The organism is Demequina sediminis (genome assembly GCF_039545075.1).
GTDB classification, from domain to species: domain Bacteria; phylum Actinomycetota; class Actinomycetes; order Actinomycetales; family Demequinaceae; genus Demequina; species Demequina sediminis.
In genome coordinates this window covers 81,664-103,334 of the sequence record NZ_BAABRR010000009.1, presented here as the reverse complement: position 1 = coordinate 103,334, position 21,671 = coordinate 81,664, and the positions used below count along the sequence as shown (strand labels likewise).

The 21,671-nt window shown below is 70.0% G+C and carries 15 protein-coding genes; 11 read left to right on the top strand and 4 right to left on the bottom strand.

Going from position 1 to position 21,671, the window contains the following annotated elements; translation table 11 throughout:
• The first annotated feature begins 1 nt into the window (after position 1).
• A complete protein-coding gene (locus ABEA62_RS09460) occupies positions 2-1,939 on the top strand; it encodes a M13 family metallopeptidase (protein WP_286216632.1) in 1,938 nt (645 codons plus the stop codon).
• Between the two features lie 36 nt (positions 1,940-1,975).
• On the opposite strand, the gene ABEA62_RS09455 is transcribed toward ABEA62_RS09460, so the two are convergent.
• Both ABEA62_RS09455 and ABEA62_RS09450 read right to left on the bottom strand, forming a co-directional pair.
• A complete protein-coding gene (locus tag ABEA62_RS09455; protein ID WP_286216633.1) occupies positions 1,976-3,676 on the bottom strand; it encodes an alpha-glucosidase in 1,701 nt (566 codons plus the stop codon).
• 38 nt (positions 3,677-3,714) lie between these two features.
• Positions 3,715-5,559, bottom strand: a complete 1,845-nt coding sequence (locus ABEA62_RS09450; protein ID WP_345379828.1) for an ABC transporter ATP-binding protein — start codon at positions 5,557-5,559, stop codon at positions 3,715-3,717.
• 169 nt (positions 5,560-5,728) lie between these two features.
• On the opposite strand from ABEA62_RS09450, the gene ABEA62_RS09445 reads away from it, so the two are divergent.
• The 3 genes from ABEA62_RS09445 to ABEA62_RS09435 are packed head-to-tail and all read left to right on the top strand — an operon-like array spanning position 5,729 to position 7,745.
• Positions 5,729-6,601, top strand: coding sequence for a trypsin-like serine protease (locus tag ABEA62_RS09445; protein ID WP_286216634.1), 873 nt, complete (start codon positions 5,729-5,731; stop codon positions 6,599-6,601).
• 45 nt (positions 6,602-6,646) lie between these two features.
• Positions 6,647-7,153: a tRNA (cytidine(34)-2'-O)-methyltransferase gene (locus ABEA62_RS09440; protein WP_286213778.1), complete on the top strand. Its 507-nt coding sequence runs from the start codon at positions 6,647-6,649 to the stop codon at positions 7,151-7,153.
• Positions 7,154-7,178: 25 nt separating this feature from the next.
• On the top strand, positions 7,179-7,745 hold the full coding sequence (locus ABEA62_RS09435) for a DUF3558 family protein (RefSeq protein ID WP_286213780.1): 567 nt from the start codon (positions 7,179-7,181) through the stop codon (positions 7,743-7,745).
• A 16-nt stretch (positions 7,746-7,761) separates the two neighbouring features.
• On the opposite strand, the gene ABEA62_RS09430 is transcribed toward ABEA62_RS09435, so the two are convergent.
• Positions 7,762-9,132, bottom strand: a complete 1,371-nt coding sequence (locus ABEA62_RS09430; RefSeq protein WP_286213781.1) for an MFS transporter — start codon at positions 9,130-9,132, stop codon at positions 7,762-7,764.
• 54 nt (positions 9,133-9,186) lie between these two features.
• Between ABEA62_RS09430 and pepN (ABEA62_RS09425) the strand changes: the two genes are divergently transcribed.
• Together pepN (ABEA62_RS09425) and pepN (ABEA62_RS09420) are read left to right on the top strand one after the other, a co-directional pair.
• A complete protein-coding gene (gene pepN, locus ABEA62_RS09425) occupies positions 9,187-11,787 on the top strand; it encodes an aminopeptidase N (RefSeq protein WP_286213783.1) in 2,601 nt (866 codons plus the stop codon).
• 60 nt (positions 11,788-11,847) lie between these two features.
• The gene (pepN, locus tag ABEA62_RS09420; protein WP_345379801.1) at positions 11,848-14,469 is read left to right on the top strand and encodes an aminopeptidase N; all 2,622 of its coding nucleotides are present in this window, start codon (positions 11,848-11,850) and stop codon (positions 14,467-14,469) included.
• On the opposite strand, the gene malQ is transcribed toward pepN (ABEA62_RS09420), so the two are convergent.
• Entirely contained in the window at positions 14,466-16,610 is a 2,145-nt protein-coding gene (malQ, locus tag ABEA62_RS09415; protein ID WP_345379799.1) for a 4-alpha-glucanotransferase, read from the bottom strand. The two genes, pepN (ABEA62_RS09420) and malQ, sit on opposite strands and share 4 nt — an antisense overlap.
• Positions 16,611-16,674: 64 nt before the next feature.
• Here malQ and ABEA62_RS09410 point away from each other — a divergent pair, with 64 nt between their 5' ends.
• The 5 genes from ABEA62_RS09410 (at position 16,675) to ABEA62_RS09390 (ending at position 21,651) form a co-directional block, all read left to right on the top strand.
• Entirely contained in the window at positions 16,675-17,739 is a 1,065-nt protein-coding gene (locus tag ABEA62_RS09410; RefSeq protein WP_345379797.1) for a mechanosensitive ion channel family protein, read from the top strand.
• Between the two features lie 11 nt (positions 17,740-17,750).
• Complete coding sequence (locus ABEA62_RS09405; protein ID WP_286216707.1) at positions 17,751-18,176, top strand: globin; 426 nt, start codon at positions 17,751-17,753, stop codon at positions 18,174-18,176.
• Complete coding sequence (locus tag ABEA62_RS09400; protein WP_345379795.1) at positions 18,173-19,060, top strand: acyl-CoA thioesterase; 888 nt, start codon at positions 18,173-18,175, stop codon at positions 19,058-19,060. The genes ABEA62_RS09405 and ABEA62_RS09400 overlap by 4 nt, the downstream gene beginning before the upstream one ends.
• Positions 19,061-19,402: 342 nt before the next feature.
• A complete protein-coding gene (locus ABEA62_RS09395) occupies positions 19,403-20,701 on the top strand; it encodes a quaternary amine ABC transporter ATP-binding protein (RefSeq protein WP_345379793.1) in 1,299 nt (432 codons plus the stop codon).
• Positions 20,701-21,651: an ABC transporter permease gene (locus ABEA62_RS09390; RefSeq protein ID WP_286213788.1), complete on the top strand. Its 951-nt coding sequence runs from the start codon at positions 20,701-20,703 to the stop codon at positions 21,649-21,651. The genes ABEA62_RS09395 and ABEA62_RS09390 overlap by 1 nt, the downstream gene beginning before the upstream one ends.
• Positions 21,652-21,671 lie beyond the last annotated feature (20 nt).

Genomic DNA, 21,671 nt, shown 5'->3' with positions numbered 1-21,671 from the left:
CATGACGCTTCACTCCGGAATCGACCGCTCCGAATTCTCCCCGACCGTGCGTGCGCAGGACGACTTCTTCCGCTACGTCTCCGGGCCGTGGGAGGACAGCCACGAGATCCCGGGCGACCGCTCGGCGGACGGCTCGTTCTACACGCTGCGCGACGAGGCCGAGAAGCAGGTGCGCGTCATCATCGAGGAGGCCGCGCGGGACACGCAGATCGGCGCGCTGTACGCGAGCTTCATGGACGTGGAGCGCGTGAACGCGCTGGGCATCGAGCCGCTCCTGCCCGACCTCGCGCGCGTCGAGGCGGCGACCACGCACGGCGAGCTCGCGCGCGTGATGGGCGAGCTGCAGCGCGGCGGCGTGAGCGGAGTCGTGGGCTACTACGTCTTTGCCGACCGTCTCGACCCTGACCGCAACGTCGTCTACCTGGGCCAGTCCGGCATCGGCCTTCCCGACGAGGCGTACTACCGCGAGGACGCGCACGCCGCGACGCGCGAGAAGTACGTTGCGCACATCGACCGCATGGCCGGACTCACCGGGCTCGAGTTCGATGCCGCCACGGTGATGGCGCTCGAGACCGCGCTCGCGAAGGACCACTGGGACGTGGTCAAGACGCGTGAGGCGGAGCTCACTCACAACCCCACGACGCTCGCGGGCCTCGGGGTCGACGCGCCCGGCTTCGACTGGGCGGTCTGGGCCGAGGCGATTCACATGCCGGACGCCGCGCACGACCTCCTGGTCGCCGGGGAGCCCAGCTTCCTCACGGGATTCGCCCGCACGTGGGAGGGCACCGACCTCGCGACGTGGAAGGCGTACCTGCGCTGGCGCATCGTGAACTCGCGCGCCGCGTACCTCACGGAGGACCTGTCGCGCGCGAACTTCGACTTCTACGGGACCGTGCTGAGCGGCGCGACCGAGCAGCGCGACCGCTGGAAGCGCGCCGTGAGCCTGGTCGAGGGCGTCGTGGGAGAGCTCGTGGGTCAGGTGTACGTGGAGCGCCACTTCCCGCCGCAGTACAAGGCGCAGATGGACGCGCTGGTCGCGAACCTCATCGAGGCATACCGCGTGTCGATCGAGTCGCTCGCGTGGATGACTCCGTCGACCAAGGACAAGGCGCTCGACAAGCTGCGCCAGTTCACGCCCAAGATCGGCTACCCCGACACGTGGCGCGACTACACCGGCCTGACGCTGTCCCCCGACGACCTCGTGGGCAACGTGCGTGCCGCGAGCGCGTTCGAGGAGGACTGGGAGTGGGGCAAGATCGGCCGCCCCGTCGATCGCTCCGAGTGGCTCATGACGCCGCAGACGGTCAACGCGTACTACCTGCCCGTCGCGAACGAGATCGTCTTCCCCGCCGCGATCCTGCAGCCGCCCTTCTTCCACCCGGACGCCGACGACGCGATCAACTACGGCGGCATCGGCTCGGTCATCGGGCACGAGATCGGCCACGGCTTCGACGATCAAGGATCGAAGTACTCCGGCACGGGTGCGCTCGAGGACTGGTGGACCGAGGAGGACCGTGCCGCGTTCATGGAGCGCGCGCAGAAGCTCATCGCGCAGTACGACAGTTACTCGCCGCGCCAGCTGGGCGGCTCGCATCACGTCAACGGTGCGCTCACGGTCGGCGAGAACATCGGTGACCTCGCGGGGGTCGAGATCTCCCTCAAGGCGTACGAGATCGCCCTCGGCCACCCCATCGAGGACGCCCCCGAGGTCGACGGCCTCACGGCGTTGCAGCGCTTCTTCATCGGCTACGCGCTCACCGAGCGGATGAAGGTGCGTGACGAGGCACTCGTGACGCGGCTCGCGACGGACCCGCACTCGCCGAGCGAGTTCCGGGTCAACGGCATCGTGCGCAACCTCGACGCCTGGTACGAGGCGTTCGGGGTCGCCGAGGGCGACGGGCTGTGGCTCTCACCCGCGGAGCGCGTATCCATCTGGTAGCCGGCCCGTCCGGGACGCCGAGCGTCCCGGACGGGACTAGTCGGTCAGGTAGACCCTCGTCTCCCAGGGCTCGAGGGGGACGATGCCCGCGCCGGCGGTCGTGAGGGTCGCCGCGGCGCCCCGGTTGTGCAGGATCAGCGAGGCGCCGTGCACGTCCACCGGCGCCTCGACGGGCTCGCCCGACAGGTTTGCCACGACCGTCAGCCGCGTGCCGTCGAGCTCGCGGCGGTACGCGAACACCCGGGGATCCTCGGGCAGCAGCATCGTGAAGTCGCCGTGCGCGACCACCTGAATCCGGTGCCGCAGCGCGATGAGCTCGCGGTAGAACGCGGCGACCGAGTCGGGATCCTCGCGCTGCGCGGCGGCATTGAGCCACGCGTGGTTGGCCGTCGCGGGCAGCCATGGCGTGCCGGTGGTGAAGCCCGCATGCGGCGAGTCGTCCCACTGCACGGGGGTGCGCGCGTTGTCGCGGCTCATCGCCGCGAGGCCGTCGAGGATGCGGTCCTCCGGCATGTCGAGCGCGCGCAGCTCGTCGTACGCGTTGAGCGCCTCGACGTCGCGGTACTGGTCGATCGAGGTGAAGCCGGCATTGGTCATGCCGATCTCCTCGCCCTGGTACACGTACGGGGTGCCGCGCTGCAGGTGCAGGACGGCCGCGAGGGCCTTGGCCGACTCCGCCCAGTGGTCGCGATCGTCACCGAACCGCGACACAACACGCGGCTGGTCGTGGTTGTCCCAGTACAGCGAGTTCCAACCGCGCTCCGCGAGCGCCTCCTGCCAGCGGTGCACGATCGCCTTGAGGCGCACCAGGTCGAGCGGCTGCGGGTCGAACTTCCCCGCGGGGCCGTGGTCGACGTCGACGTGCTCGAACTGGAACACCATGTCGACCTCGGCGCGCGCGGGGTCCGTGAAGAGGACGGCATGGTCCGTCGTGACGCCGGGCGTCTCGCCCACCGTGATGAGCTCGCCCTCGCGCCCCGCGAACACCTCGCGGTGCATCTCCTGGAGGAACTCGTGGACGCGCGGGCCGTTCGCGTACAGCGGGAAGCCGTTGCCGAGCCCGCCGGGGAGCGGCTCGCCGTCCGTGAGGGGAAGCACCTTCGAGATGAGGTTGATGACGTCCATGCGGAAGCCGTCGACGCCCCGGTCGAGCCACCAGCGCATCATCGCGTACACGGCCTCGCGGACCTCGGGGTTCTCCCAGTTGAGGTCCGGCTGCTTGGGGTGGAAGAGGTGGAGGAAGTACTGACCGGACTCCTCGTCAAGCGTCCACGCCGGACCCGAGAAGAACGACCTCCAGTTGGTGGGCTCCGCTCCGGGCTGGCCGGCCTCGAAGCCCTCGCGCGGGTCGCTCCACCAGTACCAGTCGCGCTTGGGGCTGCGCGGCGAGGAACGCGACTCGAGGAACCACGGGTGCTCGTCCGAGGTGTGGTTGACCACGAGGTCCATGACGAGCTTCATGCCGCGGGCGTGCACGTCGGCGAGCAACGCGTCGAAGTCGTCGAGGGTGCCGAAGGTCGGGTCGATCGCCTGGTAGTCCGCGATGTCGTAGCCGTTGTCAGCCTGAGGGGAGGCGTAGATGGGAGACAACCAGATGACGTCGACGCCCAGCCACTCGAGATGATCCAGCCGCGACCGTATGCCCTGCAGGTCGCCGACGCCGTCGCCGTTCGAATCCTGGAAGCTGCGCGGATACACCTGGTACACCACCGCCGACTTCCACCAGTCGCTCGCCACGTGGGGCCTCCTCGCCTCGATTGGGTGTGTCTTTCACCCTAGCCGGATTGCTGGGCGGCCAGCCGGGCGTAGAGTCCCTGCGCCGCGAGGAGTTCCGCGTGGGTGCCTGACTCGACGATCCGTCCGCCGTCGACCACGTGGATCACGTCCGCCTGGGCGATGGTCGAGAGCCGATGCGCGACCACCAGGGTGGTGCGTCCCGCGGCCGCGCGATCGAGGGCAGACTGCACCACGCGCTCGGACACGGTGTCCAGGGCGCTCGTGGCCTCGTCGAGGAGCAGCACGGGGGGATCCTTGAGGAGGACGCGCGCGATCGCCACGCGCTGCTTCTCGCCGCCCGAGAGCCGGTACCCCCGCTCCCCCACGACCGTGGAGTAGCCGTGCTCGAAGGACATGATCGCGTCGTGGATGTTCGCCCCCCGGCACGCCTCCTCGAGCTCGGCATCGGTCGCGTCGGGGCGCGCGTAGCGCAGGTTTTCCGCGATGGTCGCGTGAAAGAGATAGGTCTCCTGGCTCACCACGCCCACGTGGTCGACCACCGACTCGTGACGCAGGTCGCGTTCGTCGGCCCCCGCGAAGAGGACCGCCCCGCCCGAGGCCTCGTGGAGGCGCGCGGCGAGATAGACGATCGTCGTCTTGCCGGCACCTGATGGTCCGACGAACGCGTGGGTAGTGCCCGGCTCCATGCGAAACGTCACGCCGTCCAACGTGGGGCGGGCATCGTCCCGCGCACCCGGATAGCGGAAGACCACGTCGCGAAACTCGATCGCACCCAAGGGTCCGGGGGCGTCCCGCACGTCCACGGCATCGTCCCTGTCCCGGATGGCGGGCTCGAGGTCCAGGTACTCGAAGATGCGCGCGAACAGCGCGCGTGACGTCTGCACCTCGAGCGCGACCCGCATGAGCGCCATGAGCGGGAAGAGCAGGCGCGCTTGGACGGCGGTGAAGGCGACGATTGTTCCCGCGGAGATGTCGGTCGAGCCGCGCGCGATGAGTACGCCCGCCGCGAGGTAGATCACCGCAGGCACCGAGGACATGATGACCGTCACCAGCCCGAAGAACCACTGGCCGGTCATCGCCTGCTGGACCTGGAGGCGAATCTGGGTCGAGTTCTCCGCCTGAAAGCGCTCGGTCTCGAGTCGCTGGCGGTTGTAGACCTTCGACAACAGGATGCCGCTTACCGAGAGAGTCTCCTGCGTGATGGCGGTGAGCTCGGAGAGCGACTCCTGGGTGCGCGATGCGATGCGCGCGCGCACGCGGCCCACGCGCCGCTGCACCGCGACCAGCGCCGGCATGAGGATGACCGCGAGCAGCGTGAGGCGCCAGTCGAGCAGCACCATCGCGACAAGGCTCGCGAGCACCGTCACGGAGTTGCCGACGATGCTCGACACGAACGTGGTGAGCACGCCGGAGACGCCTCCCACGTCGTTTTGGAGACGGGACTGGATCACCCCGGTCTTGGTGCGCGTGAAGAACGCGAGCTCCATCGACTGCAGACGCGCGAAGAGCCGCTCGCGAAGGTCCCCCGTGACGCGGTTGCCCACCGACGCGGTCAGGTAGGTCTGCCAGACCCCCAGGCCCGCGGTGACGAGGAAGATCGCGATCATGATGCCGACAAGCTCGGCAAGCAACGCGACCCGAGGCGCGCCCTCGGGCGGGAACAGCGCGGTGTCGAAGATGCGCTCGACAAGGAGAGGCGGGATCACGGACGCGGACGCGACGCCGACCACAAGCACCGCGGTGACCGTGAGCGGGCGCTTGTACGGGGAAAACAGGGCGATGACGCGCGGCCACAGGTCGGGGATGTCGGGCGCCTCGGCGTTGAGGGCGCGCTGAGCGTCCTCGTCGCGGCCGGCGACGCCGCGGCCGGACATTCCGCCCATGGCGGCGCGGCGGCTGCCTGCGGGCGCGGGATGACTCATGGAGGGAAGCCTAGGCCCCGTGCGCGCCGAGCAGTTTAGCCATGATGTCCCCGATGCGCGATCTGTCCGGTGTGTTCCTCCAGTGGCGGCGTCGGGCCCGATCGGACCCGCGCTCCGAGGAAGGAACCGCATGAACCGCAGGATTCTCGCCCTGAGCACCGTCGCGGCCGTCAGCCTGTCCGCGACGCTCGCCTCTCCCGCGTCAGCCGTGACCGACGGCGCGCTCGACGGAGAGGGGCATCCCCACGTGGGAATGATCGCCTTCTACGCGCCAGATGAGACGGGAGAGGTGTATCGCTACCGCTGCACCGCGACGCTTGTCGCGCCCGATGTTCTCCTCACCGCGGCGCACTGCACGCTGGGCACGGTGGGCGACACGATCGTGTCCTTCGAGTCCGTGATCGCCGAGCAACCGCCGAGCGGGCTTCCCGAGGCTGATCCCGCGACCGGATTCCAGGGGGATCAGCTCGACGCCCAGGGTCGCACCTGGCACGCGGGCACGGCGCACACGCCCGACAGCTACTCCGACTTCACGGACGTCAAGAACTGGAACGACTTCGCCGTGGTGGTCCTTGACGAGCCGATCGAGGACATCACACCCGCCGCGGTGGCGCCCGTGGGGTACCTCGACCAGTTCCGCCAGCCCACACTCAACAAGACCCTGTTCACCACGGTCGGCTACGGAACCGAGGTACGCAAGCCGGATGAGGGTCCGCAGGCTCCCACACCCATGTCCTATCCGATCGTGCGCCGCGTCGCGATCGAGCCCGGACAGAAGCTCACGCCTCAGATCCTGCAGGTTAACGGCAACGGCAACGACAATCGCGGCACGGGAGGCACCTGCTTCGGCGACTCCGGAGGCCCCACGTTCAAGGACGGCTACGTGGTTGCCGTCACGAGCTATGGCTACACGTCGAACTGCAGGTACCTCGACGGCCTTCAGCGCGTGGACATCGCGGGCGCCGCAGAGTTCCTGGCGGCCTACGGCGTCTCCGTCGGATGACGCGCTGCTGAGGGGGAGGGCGACGGCCATGGGACACTTGCACCCATGCCCGTCGCCCTCCCGTCGATCGCCTTCTATGAGCCCCGCATCCCCGAGAACACGGGTGCGGCGATCCGCCTGTCCGCGGTGACGGGGGCCCCGCTCCGGCTGATCGAACCGCTCGGATTCACGTTGGAGGAGCCCAAGCTGAGGCGCGCCGGCCTCGACTACCACGACCTCGCGACCGTCACGGTGCACCCCACCTTCGACGCACTGCTGGAATCCATGCCCTCCTCGCGAGTGTTCGCCTTCACCGCACGCGCACAGACCGTCTACACGGACCTCGAGTATCGGTCCGACGACATCCTGCTGTTCGGGCCCGAGCCCACCGGCCTGCCCGATGAGGCCATGGCGCATCCGCGCGTGACCGCGTGCGTGCGCATCCCCATGCTCGCGGGCAGGCGCTCGCTCAACCTGTCGAACTGCGCAGCGATCGTGACCTACGAGGCGGCGCGACAGCTCGGGTTCACGGACGCCGACCCCACGGCGACCCGTGCCGCGGCGGAATGCTAGCGTCATGGGGATCGAAGGGATGTTCATGAGCGTGCGCTCCACTCGCCTCCGTACCGTCGCCCTCGTCGCGGCGAGCGTCGCGGTCCTCGCCGCGTGCACCCCTGCCGGAGGTGGCCTCGCCACGACGGCGTCGCCAACCCCGACCGCATCGGCCGAGGTCGTTGAGGCCGCCCCGCCGGGCACCCCCGATCCCTGCGCCGCAGTCTCCGCCGCTCGCTTGGCGGAGATCACGGGCGCGGAGATGGCCCCCGGGGTCTTCAACTCGAGCCTCTCGAATGAGGGGCGCAACCTGTGCAGTTGGCGCCCGAAGGACGAGAACATCTCGTACCCGCAGATCACCGTGGAGATCAACTGGGGCTTCCCCGACGTTGAGGAGCACCGCGAGCTGGCTGCGGCGGCCGTGGGCGAGGTTGCCGATTCCGAGTCCGAGGTCGAGGGCGCGACTGGCGTGTACTTCCTGCCGGGCAATCGCACGCTCGGCATGGGGGTCGGCGACTACTTCGTCAAGGTGTCGTATCTGCACGGCACCAACGGCGCGATGGGTGCACGCACAATTGACGTCGCGCGCGAGGTCGCGGCGTACCTCAACTAGCCGCAGGGGCCCGGGCCTACGGCGTAGGCGCGTGCGCGTCGTACTCGCGCCACGCGCGCTGCGCGCGGGTGAGGATCGCGATCAGCACGATGATCGCCACCCCGCCCAGCAGCGGCGGGAACCACAGCGCGACGGCGGTCGCGAGCGCGCCGGCATACATGTCGCCCACGCGCGGACCGCCCGTCACCACCACGATGAACACGCCCTGCAGTCGCCCGCGCATCTGATCCGGCGCGGCCTGAATGATCATGGTCTGCCGGAAGATCGCGCTGACCTCGTCGGCACCGCCCATCCCCGCCATGGCGAGCCCCAGCACCACGAGCGTCGCCCAGTGAATCCCTCCCCATCCGGGCGCGGGTTCGTGTCCCCCGAGGCTCACCGCGAGGGTCACCCCGCCAAACAGCGCCGCGAAGACGCCGAAGACCTGGATCGCGCGCGAGATCGCGATGCCGTGCCGGCGCACGTGCTTGATGCGGCCCGAGAACACGCTCGTGAGCATCGTCCCCACCGCCCCCGCCGCGGTCAGCGCCCCGACCGTGAGGGGCCCGCCGCCCACGACCGTCGCGCCGAGCGCGGGAAACAGCACGTAGGGGCGCCCGAAGGTCATCGCGATGATGTCGACCACGAAGCTCATGCGGATGTTCGGCGCGTGCCTGAGGAACGTGAGTCCCTCCTTGAGGACGGGCCATCCCGCCTCGACGCGCTCGCCCAGCCGCGGCAACGCGGGCAGCATCCAGACGCCCAGGAAGCCCGCGGTGAACAGCACCGCGTCGATCGCGAAGGTCCAGGGCAGTCCGACCGTGGCTGCGAGCACGCCTGCGAGCGCGGGTCCCACGGTCAGCATCGCCCCGAACGCGATCCCGTTGAGCGCGGTCGCGCGGCTGATCATGTCCTCGGGCAGGATCCTGCCCACCACGGAGCCTCGGGTCGCGCTCGCGATGGTCGAGGCGACCGCGCTCAGCGTCGTGACGATGAAAAACGGCCACACCGGCGCGTGACCGCCCGCGCCCTGGAGGTGCTGGTCCCAGAAGGACAGCGTCACCAGGCCGAGCGTCGCGGCCCACGCCACCAGCGACGCGGCGATGAGCACCTTCCGCCTGTCGAAGACATCGGCGATCATGCCGCCCCACAGCCCGGCGACGATCATGGGCAGGAGCGCCACTCCTCCCACCAGCCCCACCATGAAGGTCGACTCGGTGATCTCGTAGATCTGTAGGCCCACCGCGACCTGCGTCATGAACGCGCCGATACCCGAGATCGCGCCGCCGATCCACAGTCGCGCGAACGCGGGACTTGCCTTGAGGGGCGCGAGGTCGACCAGGTGGTGACGCAGGCCGCGCCGGGACGATGCCTGGGCGGGGGCCGCGTTCGGGCTCTCGGGGGTCACCGCACGAGTCTAGAAGCGCCGCGAACACGCGGCGGGCGTGGAAGAATCGCCACCATGCCAGGTACCAACCTCACGCGCGCAGAGGCCGAGGCCCGCGCCAGCATCGTCGCCGTCGACACTTACACCGTCGACCTCGACCTCACCACGTCGGACACCACCTTCCGTTCGACCACGACCGTGCGCTTCTCCTCGACCGTGGGAGAGAGCACCTTCATCGACCTGATCGCGCCGTCCGTGCTCGAGATCACCCTCAACGGGCAGTCGCTCGATCCGGCGACGCACTTCGCGGACTCACGCATCACGCTGCCGAACCTGCAGGCGGACAACGAGCTCACCGTGGTCGCGGACTGCGCCTACATGAACACCGGCGAGGGACTGCACCGGTTCGTCGACCCCGAGGACGGCGAGGTGTACCTCTACTCGCAGTTCGAGGTCGCTGACACGCGTCGCGTCTATGCGGTCTTCGAGCAGCCCGACCTCAAGGCCTCGTTCCTCTTCACCGTCACCGCCCCCGCGCACTGGCACGTGCTGTCGAACTCCCCGTCGACCACCTCGCCCGCCGAGGGCGAGGTCACCATCGCGGGCACCGCACGCCCGGTCGCACGCTGGGAGTTCTCCCCCACGACGCGCATCCCGTGCTACGTCACGGCGATCGTCGCCGGGCCGTACCACGAGGTGCCGGGCACGATCACGTCGCGCAAGGGCGAGATCAGCGCGAACGTCTACTGCCGCAAGGCCCTCGCTCAGTACCTCGACGCCGACGTCATCCTCGCGGACACGCAGGCCGGCTTCACCTTCTACGAGGAGAAGTTCGAGACCGAGTACCCGTTCGAGAAGTACGACCAGATCTTCGTGCCCGAGTTCAACGCGGGCGCGATGGAGAACGCCGGCTGCGTGACGTTCCTCGAGGACTACGTGTTCCGCTCCAAGACCGCGCAGGCGCGCATCGAGCGCCGCACGGTCACCGTGCTGCACGAGCTCGCCCACATGTGGTTCGGCGACCTGGTGACGATGAAGTGGTGGAACGACCTGTGGCTCAACGAGTCGTTCGCCGAGTTCGCGTCGACGCTCGCGACCGCCGAGGTCACGAGGTACCGCAACTCGTGGGTGACGTTCAACGCGCTCGAGAAGTCCTGGGCCTACCGCCAGGACCAGCTGCCGTCGACCCACCCGATCATGGCCGACATCCGTGACCTCGAGGACGTCGAGGTGAACTTCGATGGCATCACCTACGCGAAGGGCGCCTCCGTGCTGCGCCAGCTGGTCGCATGGGTGGGTCAGGACCAGTTCTTCGCCGGCGTCGCCGAGTACATGCGCAAGCACCACCACGCCAATGCGACGCTCGCCGACCTCCTCGCCGAGCTCGAGAAGGCCTCGGGTCGCGACCTGTCCCGCTGGTCGGACGTGTGGCTGCAGAAGGCGGGCGTCACGACCCTGCGGCCGGAGATCGAGACGGACGATGCGGGGGTCATGACGTCCTTCGCGGTCCGCCAGGAGGTCCCCGAGGAGTGGCCGACGCTGCGCCCGCACCGCCTGCGGATCGGCGGCTACGACGTCGCCGTGTCCGACGAGGGGGCCGAGGTGCTCCGCCGCGTCATCGACGTCGAGGTCGACATCGACGGCGAACTCACGGCGATCCCCGAGCTCGTGGGCCGTCCCCGCCCCGCCCTCATCCTCGTGAACGACGGCGACCTCGCGTACGCGAAGGTGCGTCTCGACGAGGCCTCGCTCGCGACCGCGGTCGAGCACGTGTCGAAGTTCACCGATCCGCTCGCGCGCTCCATGGTGCTCGCGGCGGCGTGGGACATGACGCGCGACGCCGAGATGCCGGCGCGGCAGTATGTCGACCTGGTGTTGCGCAACGTGGGTGCGGAGACCGAGTCGACGACCGTGATGGTGCTGCTGCGCCAGCTCGCCACGACGCTGAGCCTCTACGTACACCCGACGCTCGCGGACCACGCCCAGACCGAGGCCGCAAGCCAGGTGTGGACGCTCGCCCTCGCCGCCGAGGCAGGCTCGGACAGCCAGCTTCAGTTCGTCCGCGCGTTTGCCGGCCTCGCCAACACGGAGGCGCAGTTCGACACGGTTCAAGCGTTGCTCGACGGCAAGCTGCAGGTCGACGGCATCGAGGTCGACACCGACCTCGCATGGGATCTGCTCATCGCACTCGTCGCAGGGGGCCGCGCGGCCGACCTCGCGATCGAGCTCCAGCTGAGCAAGGACGCGACCGCCTCGGGTCAGCGACGCGCCGCGCACGCCCGCGCCGCGATCGCCACCCCGGAGGCGAAGCGCGCGGCCTTCGACGCTCTGGTCAACGCCGAGACGGACCTCCCGAACGCGCTCCAGTACGAGACGATCGCAGGCTTCATGCATGCGCACGACCACACGCTGCTCGAGCCCTTCGTCGGCGAGTACTTCGGCGCGCTGCGCAGGCTGTACGAGACCAAGACCAACGAGATCGCCGCCAACCTCATCGAGGGCCTCTACCCCGTCGCTCTCGCGGGCCGGGTTCCCGACCTGCAGGACTCGGCGTTCGGCTGGCTCGAGGCCAACGCCGATGCGCACGATGCCCTCAAGCGGCTCGTGGTCGAGGGCAAGGACGGCGTGCGGCGCGCGCTCAAGGCGCAGGCCGCCGACCTCGCGTACGACGCCTAGGGACCGCTTCCTGGTCCTTCGGGAACGGCGACGGTCCGCCCCTCCTGCCAGACTGGGGTCATGCCAGGCATGAACCTCACGAAGCAGGAGGCGGCGGACCGCGCCGCCCTCGTGTCGAACGTCCACTACTCCGTGACGCTCGACTTCACCACCGGCGGCGACACCTACCGCTCGGACACCACGGTCACGTTCGACGCGACTCCCGGCGCGACGACCTTCATCGAGGCGACCGGCGCGACGATCGACCTCGTCGAGCTGAACGGCGCCCCGCTGGACCCCGCCGGCCATCGCGAGGGACGCATCGTCCTCGCGGGACTCGCTGCGCACAATTCTCTGCGCATCGCGGGCGACTTCGCGTATCGAAACGACGGCCAGGCCATCCACCGGTTCGTCGACCCCGCCGATGGGGAGGTCTATCTCTACAGCCAGTTCGCGGCCAACGACGCCAGGGGCGCGTTCGCGTGCTTCGACCAGCCGGACATCAAGGGATCCTTCAGCTTCGACGTGACCGTGCCCGACCACTGGGTGGTCGTCTCGAACTCCCCCACCCCGGCCCCCGCGCCGCTCGACGGCACCGTCGACATCGCGGGCACGCGGCGCGGGCGCTCGCGCTGGACCTTCGCCGCGACCGTGCCGATCCCCTGCTACGGCGCCGCCGTGGTCGCGGGCCCGTACGCGTTCCACGAGGGCGTCCTGCACGGCACCGCGGGCGACATCCCCGCGCGCGTCTACGGCCGCCCGTCGCTCGAGCAGCACTTCGACGGTGATCGCGTCCTCGCCGACACCCAGGCGGGACTCGAGCTCTATGAGCGGGTGTTCCGCACCCCCTACCCGTACGACAAGTACGACCAGATCTACGTGCCGCAGTACAACCTGGGAGCGATGGAGAACATCGGCTGCGTGACGCTGTCCGAGGACAGGCTCCTCTACCGCGGGCGTGCCTCCGCGGCGGAGCTCGAGGAGCGGACCGTGGTGGTCCTCCACGAGCTCGCGCACATGTGGTTCGGGAACCTCGTCACGATGAAGTGGTGGGACGACCTCTGGCTCAACGAGTCCTTCGCCGAGTTCATCGGCACGTGGGCCGCGGCCGAGGTCACTCAGTGGAAGGACTCGTGGGTCACGTTCGCGGCCGACCGCAAGTCGATCGCGTACGTGCAGGACCAGCTGCCCACCACGCACGCGATCGTCACCGAGGTCCCCGACACCGAGGCAACGGTGTCGGCCTTCGACATGATCACGTACGCGAAGGGTGCGTCCGCGCTCAAGCAGCTCGCGCGCTACGTGGGCGAGAATGCCTTCTTCGGCGGCGTCGCGACCTACCTCGAGCGCTATCACCACTCCAACGCGACTCTCGCGGAGTTCCTCGCCGAGGTCGAGGCCGCCGCGCAGCGCCCACTCGACGAGTGGGCCAGCGTCTGGCTCGAGACCCCCGGTGTCACGACCCTGCGCGCCGTGGTCGCGACGGACGATGCGGGGGTCATCTCCCGCCTCGCGGTCGCCGAGGACGTGCCGGCCGAGTACCCCGTCCATCGTCCCCACCGTGTGGAGATCGCGGGCTACGAGGTGACCGATGGCGTCCCGCGCCGCGCCTGGACGCTGCCCACCACGGTCGGCGGCGAGCTGACGGAGATCGACGAGGCCAAGGGCCGCGCGGTGCCCGACCTCCTGCTGGTCAACGATCGCGACCTCACGTATGCGAAGGTGCACCTCGACGAGCACTCGCTCGCGACGCTCGACGCGTACGGGGGCGCGATCGAGGACCCCATGGTCCAGGCCGGCGTCCTCGACGCGCTGTGGCACATGACCCGCGACGGCTCACTACCGGCCCAGCGCTACGTCGACGCGGTGCTCACGCTGCTGCCGCGCGTCGCGAACTCGGCGACCGCGGAGTCGCACGTCGCGCTCATGGTCGTCGCGCTGCGTCGCTATCTCGCTCCCGAGTTGCTGGCGACCGTCTCCGAGTCCGCCGCCGAGTCGCTGTGGTCCGCGCTTGCGGCGGCGGAACCGGGCTCCGACATCCAGCTCCAGCTGCTCAAGGGCTACGCGCTGCTCGCGGCCACAGAGGACCAGGGGCTGAGGCTGCGCGCGCTCGTCGAGGCGAGCGCCGAGCTGCCGGGGCTGCCCGTCGACTCGGACCTGCTGTGGGACCTCCTCGGTGGGATGGCCGCATGCGGCGGCCTCACGTCCGACGAACTCGACGCGTACGCTGCGCGTGACGTCAGCGCAGCGGGCGAACGCCGCGCCGCGGGGGTGCGTGCCTCGCTCGCAAGCCCCGCCGCGAAGCAGGCTGCGTGGGACGCGCTGGTACGACCGGCCAACGGACCGGCGGCCAACGCCGTCCAGTTCGAGCTCGCCGCCGGCTTCACCCGCGCGATCGATCCGGGCGTCCTGGTCCCGGTGCTCGACGACCTCCTGGGCTCGTTGCGCGAGTACTACGACGCGAACGCCGGATTCGTGGGCGCGCGCGTGGTCAAACACGTGTTCCCCGTCCAGCTCACGGGCCGCGTCGACGACCTCGCCGCGCGAGTGACCGCCTGGCTGGCGGCGAACGCCGACGCCCCGAGCGTGCTGCGCAAGGCGGTGGTCGAGGGACTCGATCACATTCACCGCGCGCAGGTCGCCCAGGCCGTCAGCCGCATGGCCGCGCAGCCCGGCGCGGCCACCACGGAGGGAATCCGCTAGGCGCGCGCCGCCTTGATCGCCCGGAACAGGCGGCGCACGCGCGGGTGCTCGAAGAGGTCGTCGAGGAGCACCGGCACGCCGTTGCCGTCCGTGACGGGGATGCACCAGTTGGGGTACTCGGTGTCCGTACCGGGCATGTTCTGCGCACGGCGCTCGCCCACGGCATCGGTCACGGCGATGCCCGTGAGCAGCGCGGGGCTGTTGAGCACCCATCGGTGGAGGCCCGCAATGAGGTCTTCCTCGTTGTAGTCCGGCAGGATCCAGCCGCGCTCAAGCATGATGTCGATGAAGGCCTGACGCTCGCGCGCCGCCTCGGCCTGCGCGTCCTCGATGCTGCCGTCGCCGAGCATCCCCAGCTCCGCGCGCAGCCGCACGTGCTCGCCCGCGAGGTACGCGCCCGTGGGTGGAAGGTCGTGAGTGGTGACCGCCGCGAGAGTGTCCGCACGGTAGTCCTCCGGCACGCGGGGGGCGCCGTCGTCGTGGCGCTCGAACCACGCGATCGAGGTGCCCAGGATGCCGCGCGAGTGCAGGTACTCGCGCACCCACGGCTCGACGGTGCCCAGGTCCTCGCCGATCACGACGGCCCCGGCACGCTCGGCCTCGAGCGCGATGATGCCCATGTAGGCCTCGTGGTCGACATACACGTACACGCCGTCGACGGGGATGTGCCCGGCCGGCACCCACCACTGGCGGAACATGCCCAACACGTGGTCGATCCGTAGCGCCCCAGCGTTGCGCACCGCCGCGCGCACCAGATCGCGGAACGGAAGATAGGCCGCGGCCTCGAGGGCGCGCGGCTGCCACGGCGGGATCGACCAGTCCTGGCCGAGTGCGTTGTAGAAGTCCGGCGGCGCGCCCATGCTCATGCCCTGGGCCAAGACGCGCTGATACGACCACGCGTCAGCACCCTCGGGATGCACGCCGACCGCAAGGTCGATCATCACGCCGATGCTCATGCCAGCGCGCGTCGCGGCGGACTGCGCGCGCTCGAGCTGCTCGTCGCAGATCCACTGCAGCCACGCGTGATAGAGCACTCGCTCGGCGTTCTCGTCGCGCCACGCGGCGACCGCGGAGGATGTCGGCGAGTCGAACTCGGCGGGCCACGGCAACCCGCGATGCGCCTCCGCGATCGCGCACCAGGTCGCGAAGTCCTCGAGGGCGGCGCCCTCGCGCAGGCAGAACGCCTCGAACAACGCGTCACGTCCCGCGGAGCGCGGCGCGCGGAATACCTCCTCGAGCGCGGCGGACTTGAGCCGCCAGATCGAGTCGCGGTCCAAGAGGTCGTCGGAGTCGTTGAGGCGCTGCGGTCGCTCCGCCTCCCACGCCAGCAGCGCGCGCTGCTGCGACGGCAGGTAGGCGACCTCCGGAATGTCCTCGACGCGGATGTACAGCGGCGACATGAAGCGCTTGGACGTGGGCAGGTACGGCGAGTTGGTCAGCGGGGCCACCGGCTCGGTCGCGTGCAGCGGGTTGATGAGCACAAAGTCCGCATCGCCGCGGGCCTTGCCCAGCGCGCACAGGTCGGCGAGGTCGGCGAGGTCCCCGATCCCCCACGAGCGCTCCGAGCGCAGCGAGTACAGCTGGACGGTGAGGCCCCACGGCCGCTTCTCGCGGACCTCGGAGGGAAGCGACACCCGCTCGGGCGTCACCACCACGTAGCCGCGGCCGCGCCGGCCGTTGGTCGTCGCCTCGACGCGGTGCCAACCGAGCGGCAGGTCCGCGGGGATCGAGAACGTGGCCCGGCCCATCGTCTGGTTGCCCACGGTGCGGGGAGGCACCCACGCGTCCACCTGCGGGGCGCTGCGCACCTCGCCCGACTCGAGCCGCAAGGCGACCTCGACGGGGTCGCCGTCGATCACGTGCACGGGGAAGGTGCGCTCCTGGCCCGCCGTCACCACCGTGACCGGTGGCACGAGCCGCAGCCATTCCTGATCCTCGAGAGCATCGAGGGAACGCGCGCATGCGGCGTCCGACGACGCGTCGAGTCCCATCGCGGTAAGGGCGGCGCGAATCGCCGCGGCGGAGCAGTGGACAAGGGTTCCGTCGATGGCGTAGTACTCCACGGACACCCCGCACGCGCGAGCGAGCGCGGCGAGGGCCTCCGATGGAGTCTCGCGCTCGACTTCGGGCGCTTCGATCACGGCTCAATCCTGCCAGAAGCGCGGGCGTCAGGGGCGAGCGCCGCGCGCTCGTTACTCTGTCTTCGTGACTCCCTTTGCCGCACTCGCCCCGGTCACGCGCTCGTCGACCCCCACGCCCAGCCCCTCCACGGCGGAACAGCAACTCGAGGACAGTCGCGAGGTGCTTGCCGAGTGGGTCGACAGGCTGCCGTCTGCCGCGCTCACGCTCGGGGTGGTGCTGGTGGTGTTGGTGGTGTTGTGGTTCGTGGGTCGCGCGCTCATTCGCGGCGTCACGCTGGGCATCGAGCGCGGCGCCCCGCTGCAGGACGCGCGCACGCGCAGGGCGCTATCGAAGGCCAAGATTCCGATCGCACAGCCCGACACTGTCGAGATGCGCCTCGAGGCCGAGCGCCGCAGGAAGCGCGCGCGCACTCTCCAGCGGGTCCTCGAGTCGGCACTCGCGGTGGTGCTCATCGCGATCGCGCTGACGACCCTGCTGACCACGCTCGGGGTGCCGGTGGGGCCGATGCTCGCGTCGGCGGGTGTCGTGGGTGTCGCACTGGGCTTTGGCGCCCAGTCGCTGGTCAAGGACGTGCTGAGCGGCATGTTCATGCTCATCGAAGACCAGTACGGCGTGGGCGACGTGGTCGACCTGGGCGAGGCCACCGGCTCGGTCGAGGAGGTAGGCCTGCGCTCGACCCGGCTGCGTTCGCTCGACGGCACCGTCTGGTACATCCCCAACGGCGAGATCCGGCGCGTGGGCAACATGACGCGCATGTGGTCGCGCGCGGTGGTCGAGGCGCGACTCGCGTACGACACGGACGTCGAGGCCGCGCGCCAGGCCATGATCGACGCGGTCGAGGCCGCGAAGGCCGGCTCCGAGATGGTGGCCTCGAACGTGCTGTCGGAGCCCGACGTCGCCGGCATTGAGTCGCTCGAGTTCAACGCGGTGATGCTGCGCCTCCTCGTCCAGGTCAACCCCGCGACCCAGTGGGACATCATGCGCGAGATTCGCCGAGAGATGCGGCGCATCTTCGACGAGCGCGGCATCGAGCTAGCCGTGCCTGGAGAGGCCATGGTGGTCGACACTCCCCCGCGCCGCCCGCGCGCGCACGGGGGACATGACGCGCACGAGGGAGGCGACGAGTGAGCACGCCGGGCATGAGCGTGGGCGACGGCCCCACGCAGGCGGAGGGCCAGAGTTTCTTCGAGGCCGTGGGTGGCCACGCCACGTTCGACGCGATCGTGCGAGCGTTCTACGAGGGCGTGGCGGCGGACCCCGTGCTGCGCCCCATGTATCCGGAACACGACATGGAGGGCGCGATCGAGCGCCTCACGCTCTTCCTCGAGCAGTACTGGGGTGGACCCACCACGTACTCGGACCGGCGCGGCCACCCGCGCCTGCGCATGCGTCACCAGCCATTCCGCGTCAACCCGGACGCTCGCGACCGGTGGATCGCCCACATGCGCGAGGCGGTCGCGCGCCAGAATCTCGCGCCGCTGCACGCCGTCACGCTGATGGACTACCTCGAGCGCGCCGCGCACTCGATGGTCAACTCATTCGAGCCCACCGAGGAGGACCGATGACCGCGTTTGAGGACACCTGGGGATCGCAGGCCGTGACGGCGGGGCTGTCCGCGCTCACCCTGCGTCGCGAGTCCGAGACCCGCTTCGAGGGCGACTCCCTGCCGATGCCGGGCGGACGCGTGTTCGGCGGCCAGGTGCTCGCCCAGGCCCTGCTGGCCGCGGGCGCCACGGTGACCGAGGACCGCTTCGCGCATTCGCTGCACGGCTACTTCCTCAGGGCGGGCGACGCCTCCCGTCCCATCCAGTTCGAGGTCGAGGTGCTGCGCGACGGGAGGTCGTTCTCGGCCAGGCGCACGCACGCGCTCCAGGACGGCCGCCCCATCCTGTCGATGATCGCGTCCTTCCAGATCGAGCAGGAGGGGCCCGAGCACGCGGTCGCGATGCCCGAGGTCCCCGGTCCGGACACGGTGACGTCGGGCGTCGAGGTGCTCGCGCCGTTTGCGGGACACCCCCTCGCCGACTTCTGGCTCACCCAGGCGCCCTTCGACGTGCGCCACGTCGAGGGCTCGCTGTTCCTTGGCCCCGACAAGCGGCCCCAGCCCTACCAGACCGCGTGGATGCGCACCCGCGGCCCGATCGAGGGTCCCGACGTGCTTCATCGCGCCCTCCTTGCCTTCGGCTCGGACCAGGTGATGCTCGAGCCGCTGTTGCGCCGCCACGGCGCCTCGTGGGTGACTCCCGACATCTCGTTCGCGAGCCTCGACCACGCCATGTGGTGGCACCGCCCCGCCCGCGCCGACGAGTGGCTGCTCTTCGTTCAGGACGCCCCGACGGCACAGGGCGGGCGCGGGCTCACCGGCACGTGGGTGTTCTCCGAGGACGGGAGGCTCGTCGCCTCCGCCTCCCAGGAGGGGATGATTCGCCTCCCCTTCCCGCCCGCCTAGCAGGGACGATGCCGCCTGGGGGGCCGCGCATCGGCCGCCTGCCGTTTATCTCAATTTGGTAAACATTTGTCCTTGCGGAATGAAAGCGGACGTGTGACGTTGGTACGGTCGTAACGCCGCCCTCCCGGGGTGCGTGGGCCTGCACGGCCCGTCGCCCGGAGGGCGCCATCGACCAGCCAAAGGCCTCGTGGCGTCGCCCACCCGGGCGTGCCTGAGCGCTAGTAGCGGTGCCACACGGCGCCGCCCGGCGGGCCCGTGATTGCCGTCCGACGGCTGCGAGTCCCCTCGCTAGCCGAGGTCTTTCGCGCACACCGGAGCCTGAGCTCCAGGAGCAGAGGACACGTGAACGACGAGACGACAGCACTGACGGTCGACGGCCTGTACAAGGTCTTCGGACGCCACGCCGACGATGCGGTGATCGCGCTGCATCGCGGCACCCCCCGCGAGCAGCTTCCGCCCGGCACCACCGCCGCGGTCATCGACGCCTCCTTCGAGGTCAAGCGCGGCGAGATCTTCGTGGTGATGGGCCTGTCGGGATCCGGCAAGTCGACCCTCATCCGCACCCTCAACGGGCTCCTCGAGCCCACCGCGGGCACGGTCACGGTCGGAGGCGAGCGCATCACGGGCATCACCCCCAAGCGGCTGCGCGCCGTGCGCCGCGAGCGCATCTCGATGGTCTTCCAGCACTTTGCGCTCCTCCCCCACCGCACGGTGCTCGACAACGTCGCCTACGGGCTCGAGATCCAGGGCGTGGCGCGTGCCGAGCGCGAGGAACGGGCGCGCGAGATCACCGAGATCGTCGGCCTCGCCGGCTGGGAGGACAAGCACCCCCACCAGCTGTCGGGCGGAATGCAGCAGCGCGTGGGTCTCGCGCGCGCCCTCGCCGCGGACACCGACGTGCTCCTCATGGATGAGGCCTTCTCCGCGCTCGATCCCCTCATCCGCCGCGAGATGCAGGAGCAGCTGGTCGACCTGCAGGCGACCCTGGGCAAGACCATCGTGTTCATCACGCACGACCTCAACGAGGCGATGTTTCTTGGCGACCGGATCGCGGTCATGCGCGACGGCAGGATCGTCCAGATCGGCACCCCCGAGGACATCCTCACCGACCCCGCCAACGCCTACGTCGAGCAGTTCGTGGCCGACGTCGACCGCACGCGGGTGCTCACCGCCGAGTCGGTCATGCGCAAGCCGCGCGCCGTGGTCCACCCTTCCGCCGGACCCCACGGCGCGCTCACGATCATGCGCGACGAGCAGCTGAGCGCGGTCTACGTCACCCAGCGTGACCGCAGCCTCGTGGGCTGGGTGAGCGACCGCGATGCTCTCGACCTGGTGCGCAGGGGCGAGCGCGACCTTGCCACGATCATTCGCCGCGACCACGGCGCCGTGCCAAGCGACACCGCGCTGTCCGACCTCTTCATCCCCGCCCTCGAGGCGCAGCTGCCGCTGGGCGTGCAGGACGACAAGGGCCGCCTCGTGGGCGTGATCCCGCGCGTGACCCTCCTCGCCACGCTCGGCGGAGAGCCCGATGCCGCGGCGCAAGCGGCCGCACGGCCCGATCCCTTGCCCACGGAGGTGGTCGACCGGGCGCTCGAGGCCGCGGCCGACTCCCGTTCGCTCACCACGACGGAGGTGCGGTAATGGACCTGCGCATCCCCTTTGGCTCCTGGATCGAGACCGGCACGGACTGGATCGAGGACAACCTCGACTGGCTCCTCGGCTTCCTCGGCGACCTGTGGACCGGCATGTACGACGCCGTCAACTGGGTCTTCTCCTCCCCGCCCGCAATCGCCGTGATCGCGGTCCTGTCCCTCGCGGCGCTCTTCGCGCGAGGCTGGAAGTTCGCGGTCGGCACGGCCGCTGGCCTCACCTTCATCATCGGCGTCGATCAGTGGGACAACGCGATGGACTCGCTGTCGCTCGTGCTCGTCGCGGCGGCGCTGGCGCTGGCGATGGGCATCCCGCTGGGCATCTGGGCGGCGCGCAGCCCGCACGTGTCCGCGGTCGTGAAACCCGTCATGGACTTCCTCCAGACGATGCCCGCCTTCGTCTACCTCATCCCCGCGATCGCCTTCTTCGGAGTCGGCGTCGCCCCCGGCATCTTCGCCACCGTGCTCTTCGCGATCGCCCCCGGTGTGCGCCTGACGGAGTTGGGGATCCGCGGCGTTGACAAGGAGGTGGTCGAGGCCGGTCAGGCCTTCGGCGCCTCGCCGCGGCGCATCCTGCGCCAGATTCAGCTGCCCCTCGCGATGCCGTCCATCATGGCCGGCGTCAACCAGGTCATCATGCTGTCGCTATCGATGGTGGTCATCGCCGGCATGGTCGGCGCGCGCGGCCTCGGAGGCGACGTCACCAGGGCCGTCAGCGCCCTCGACATCGCGATTGGCGCCGAGGCCGGAATCTCCGTCGTCATCCTCGCCGTGGTGCTGGACCGCTTCACCGGCGCCTTCGGGCAGAAGCGCGGAGCGGGCCTCCTCACGCGGCTGCGCGGCACCGTGCTGCGGGCCTCCCCCGTCACGCAGACCCAGGGCAAGGACACCGAGCGGATCCTCGCGGAGAACTCCGGCAACCGCCGCAACCCCGGCCGCTGACGGCGCCTGCCACACCACCA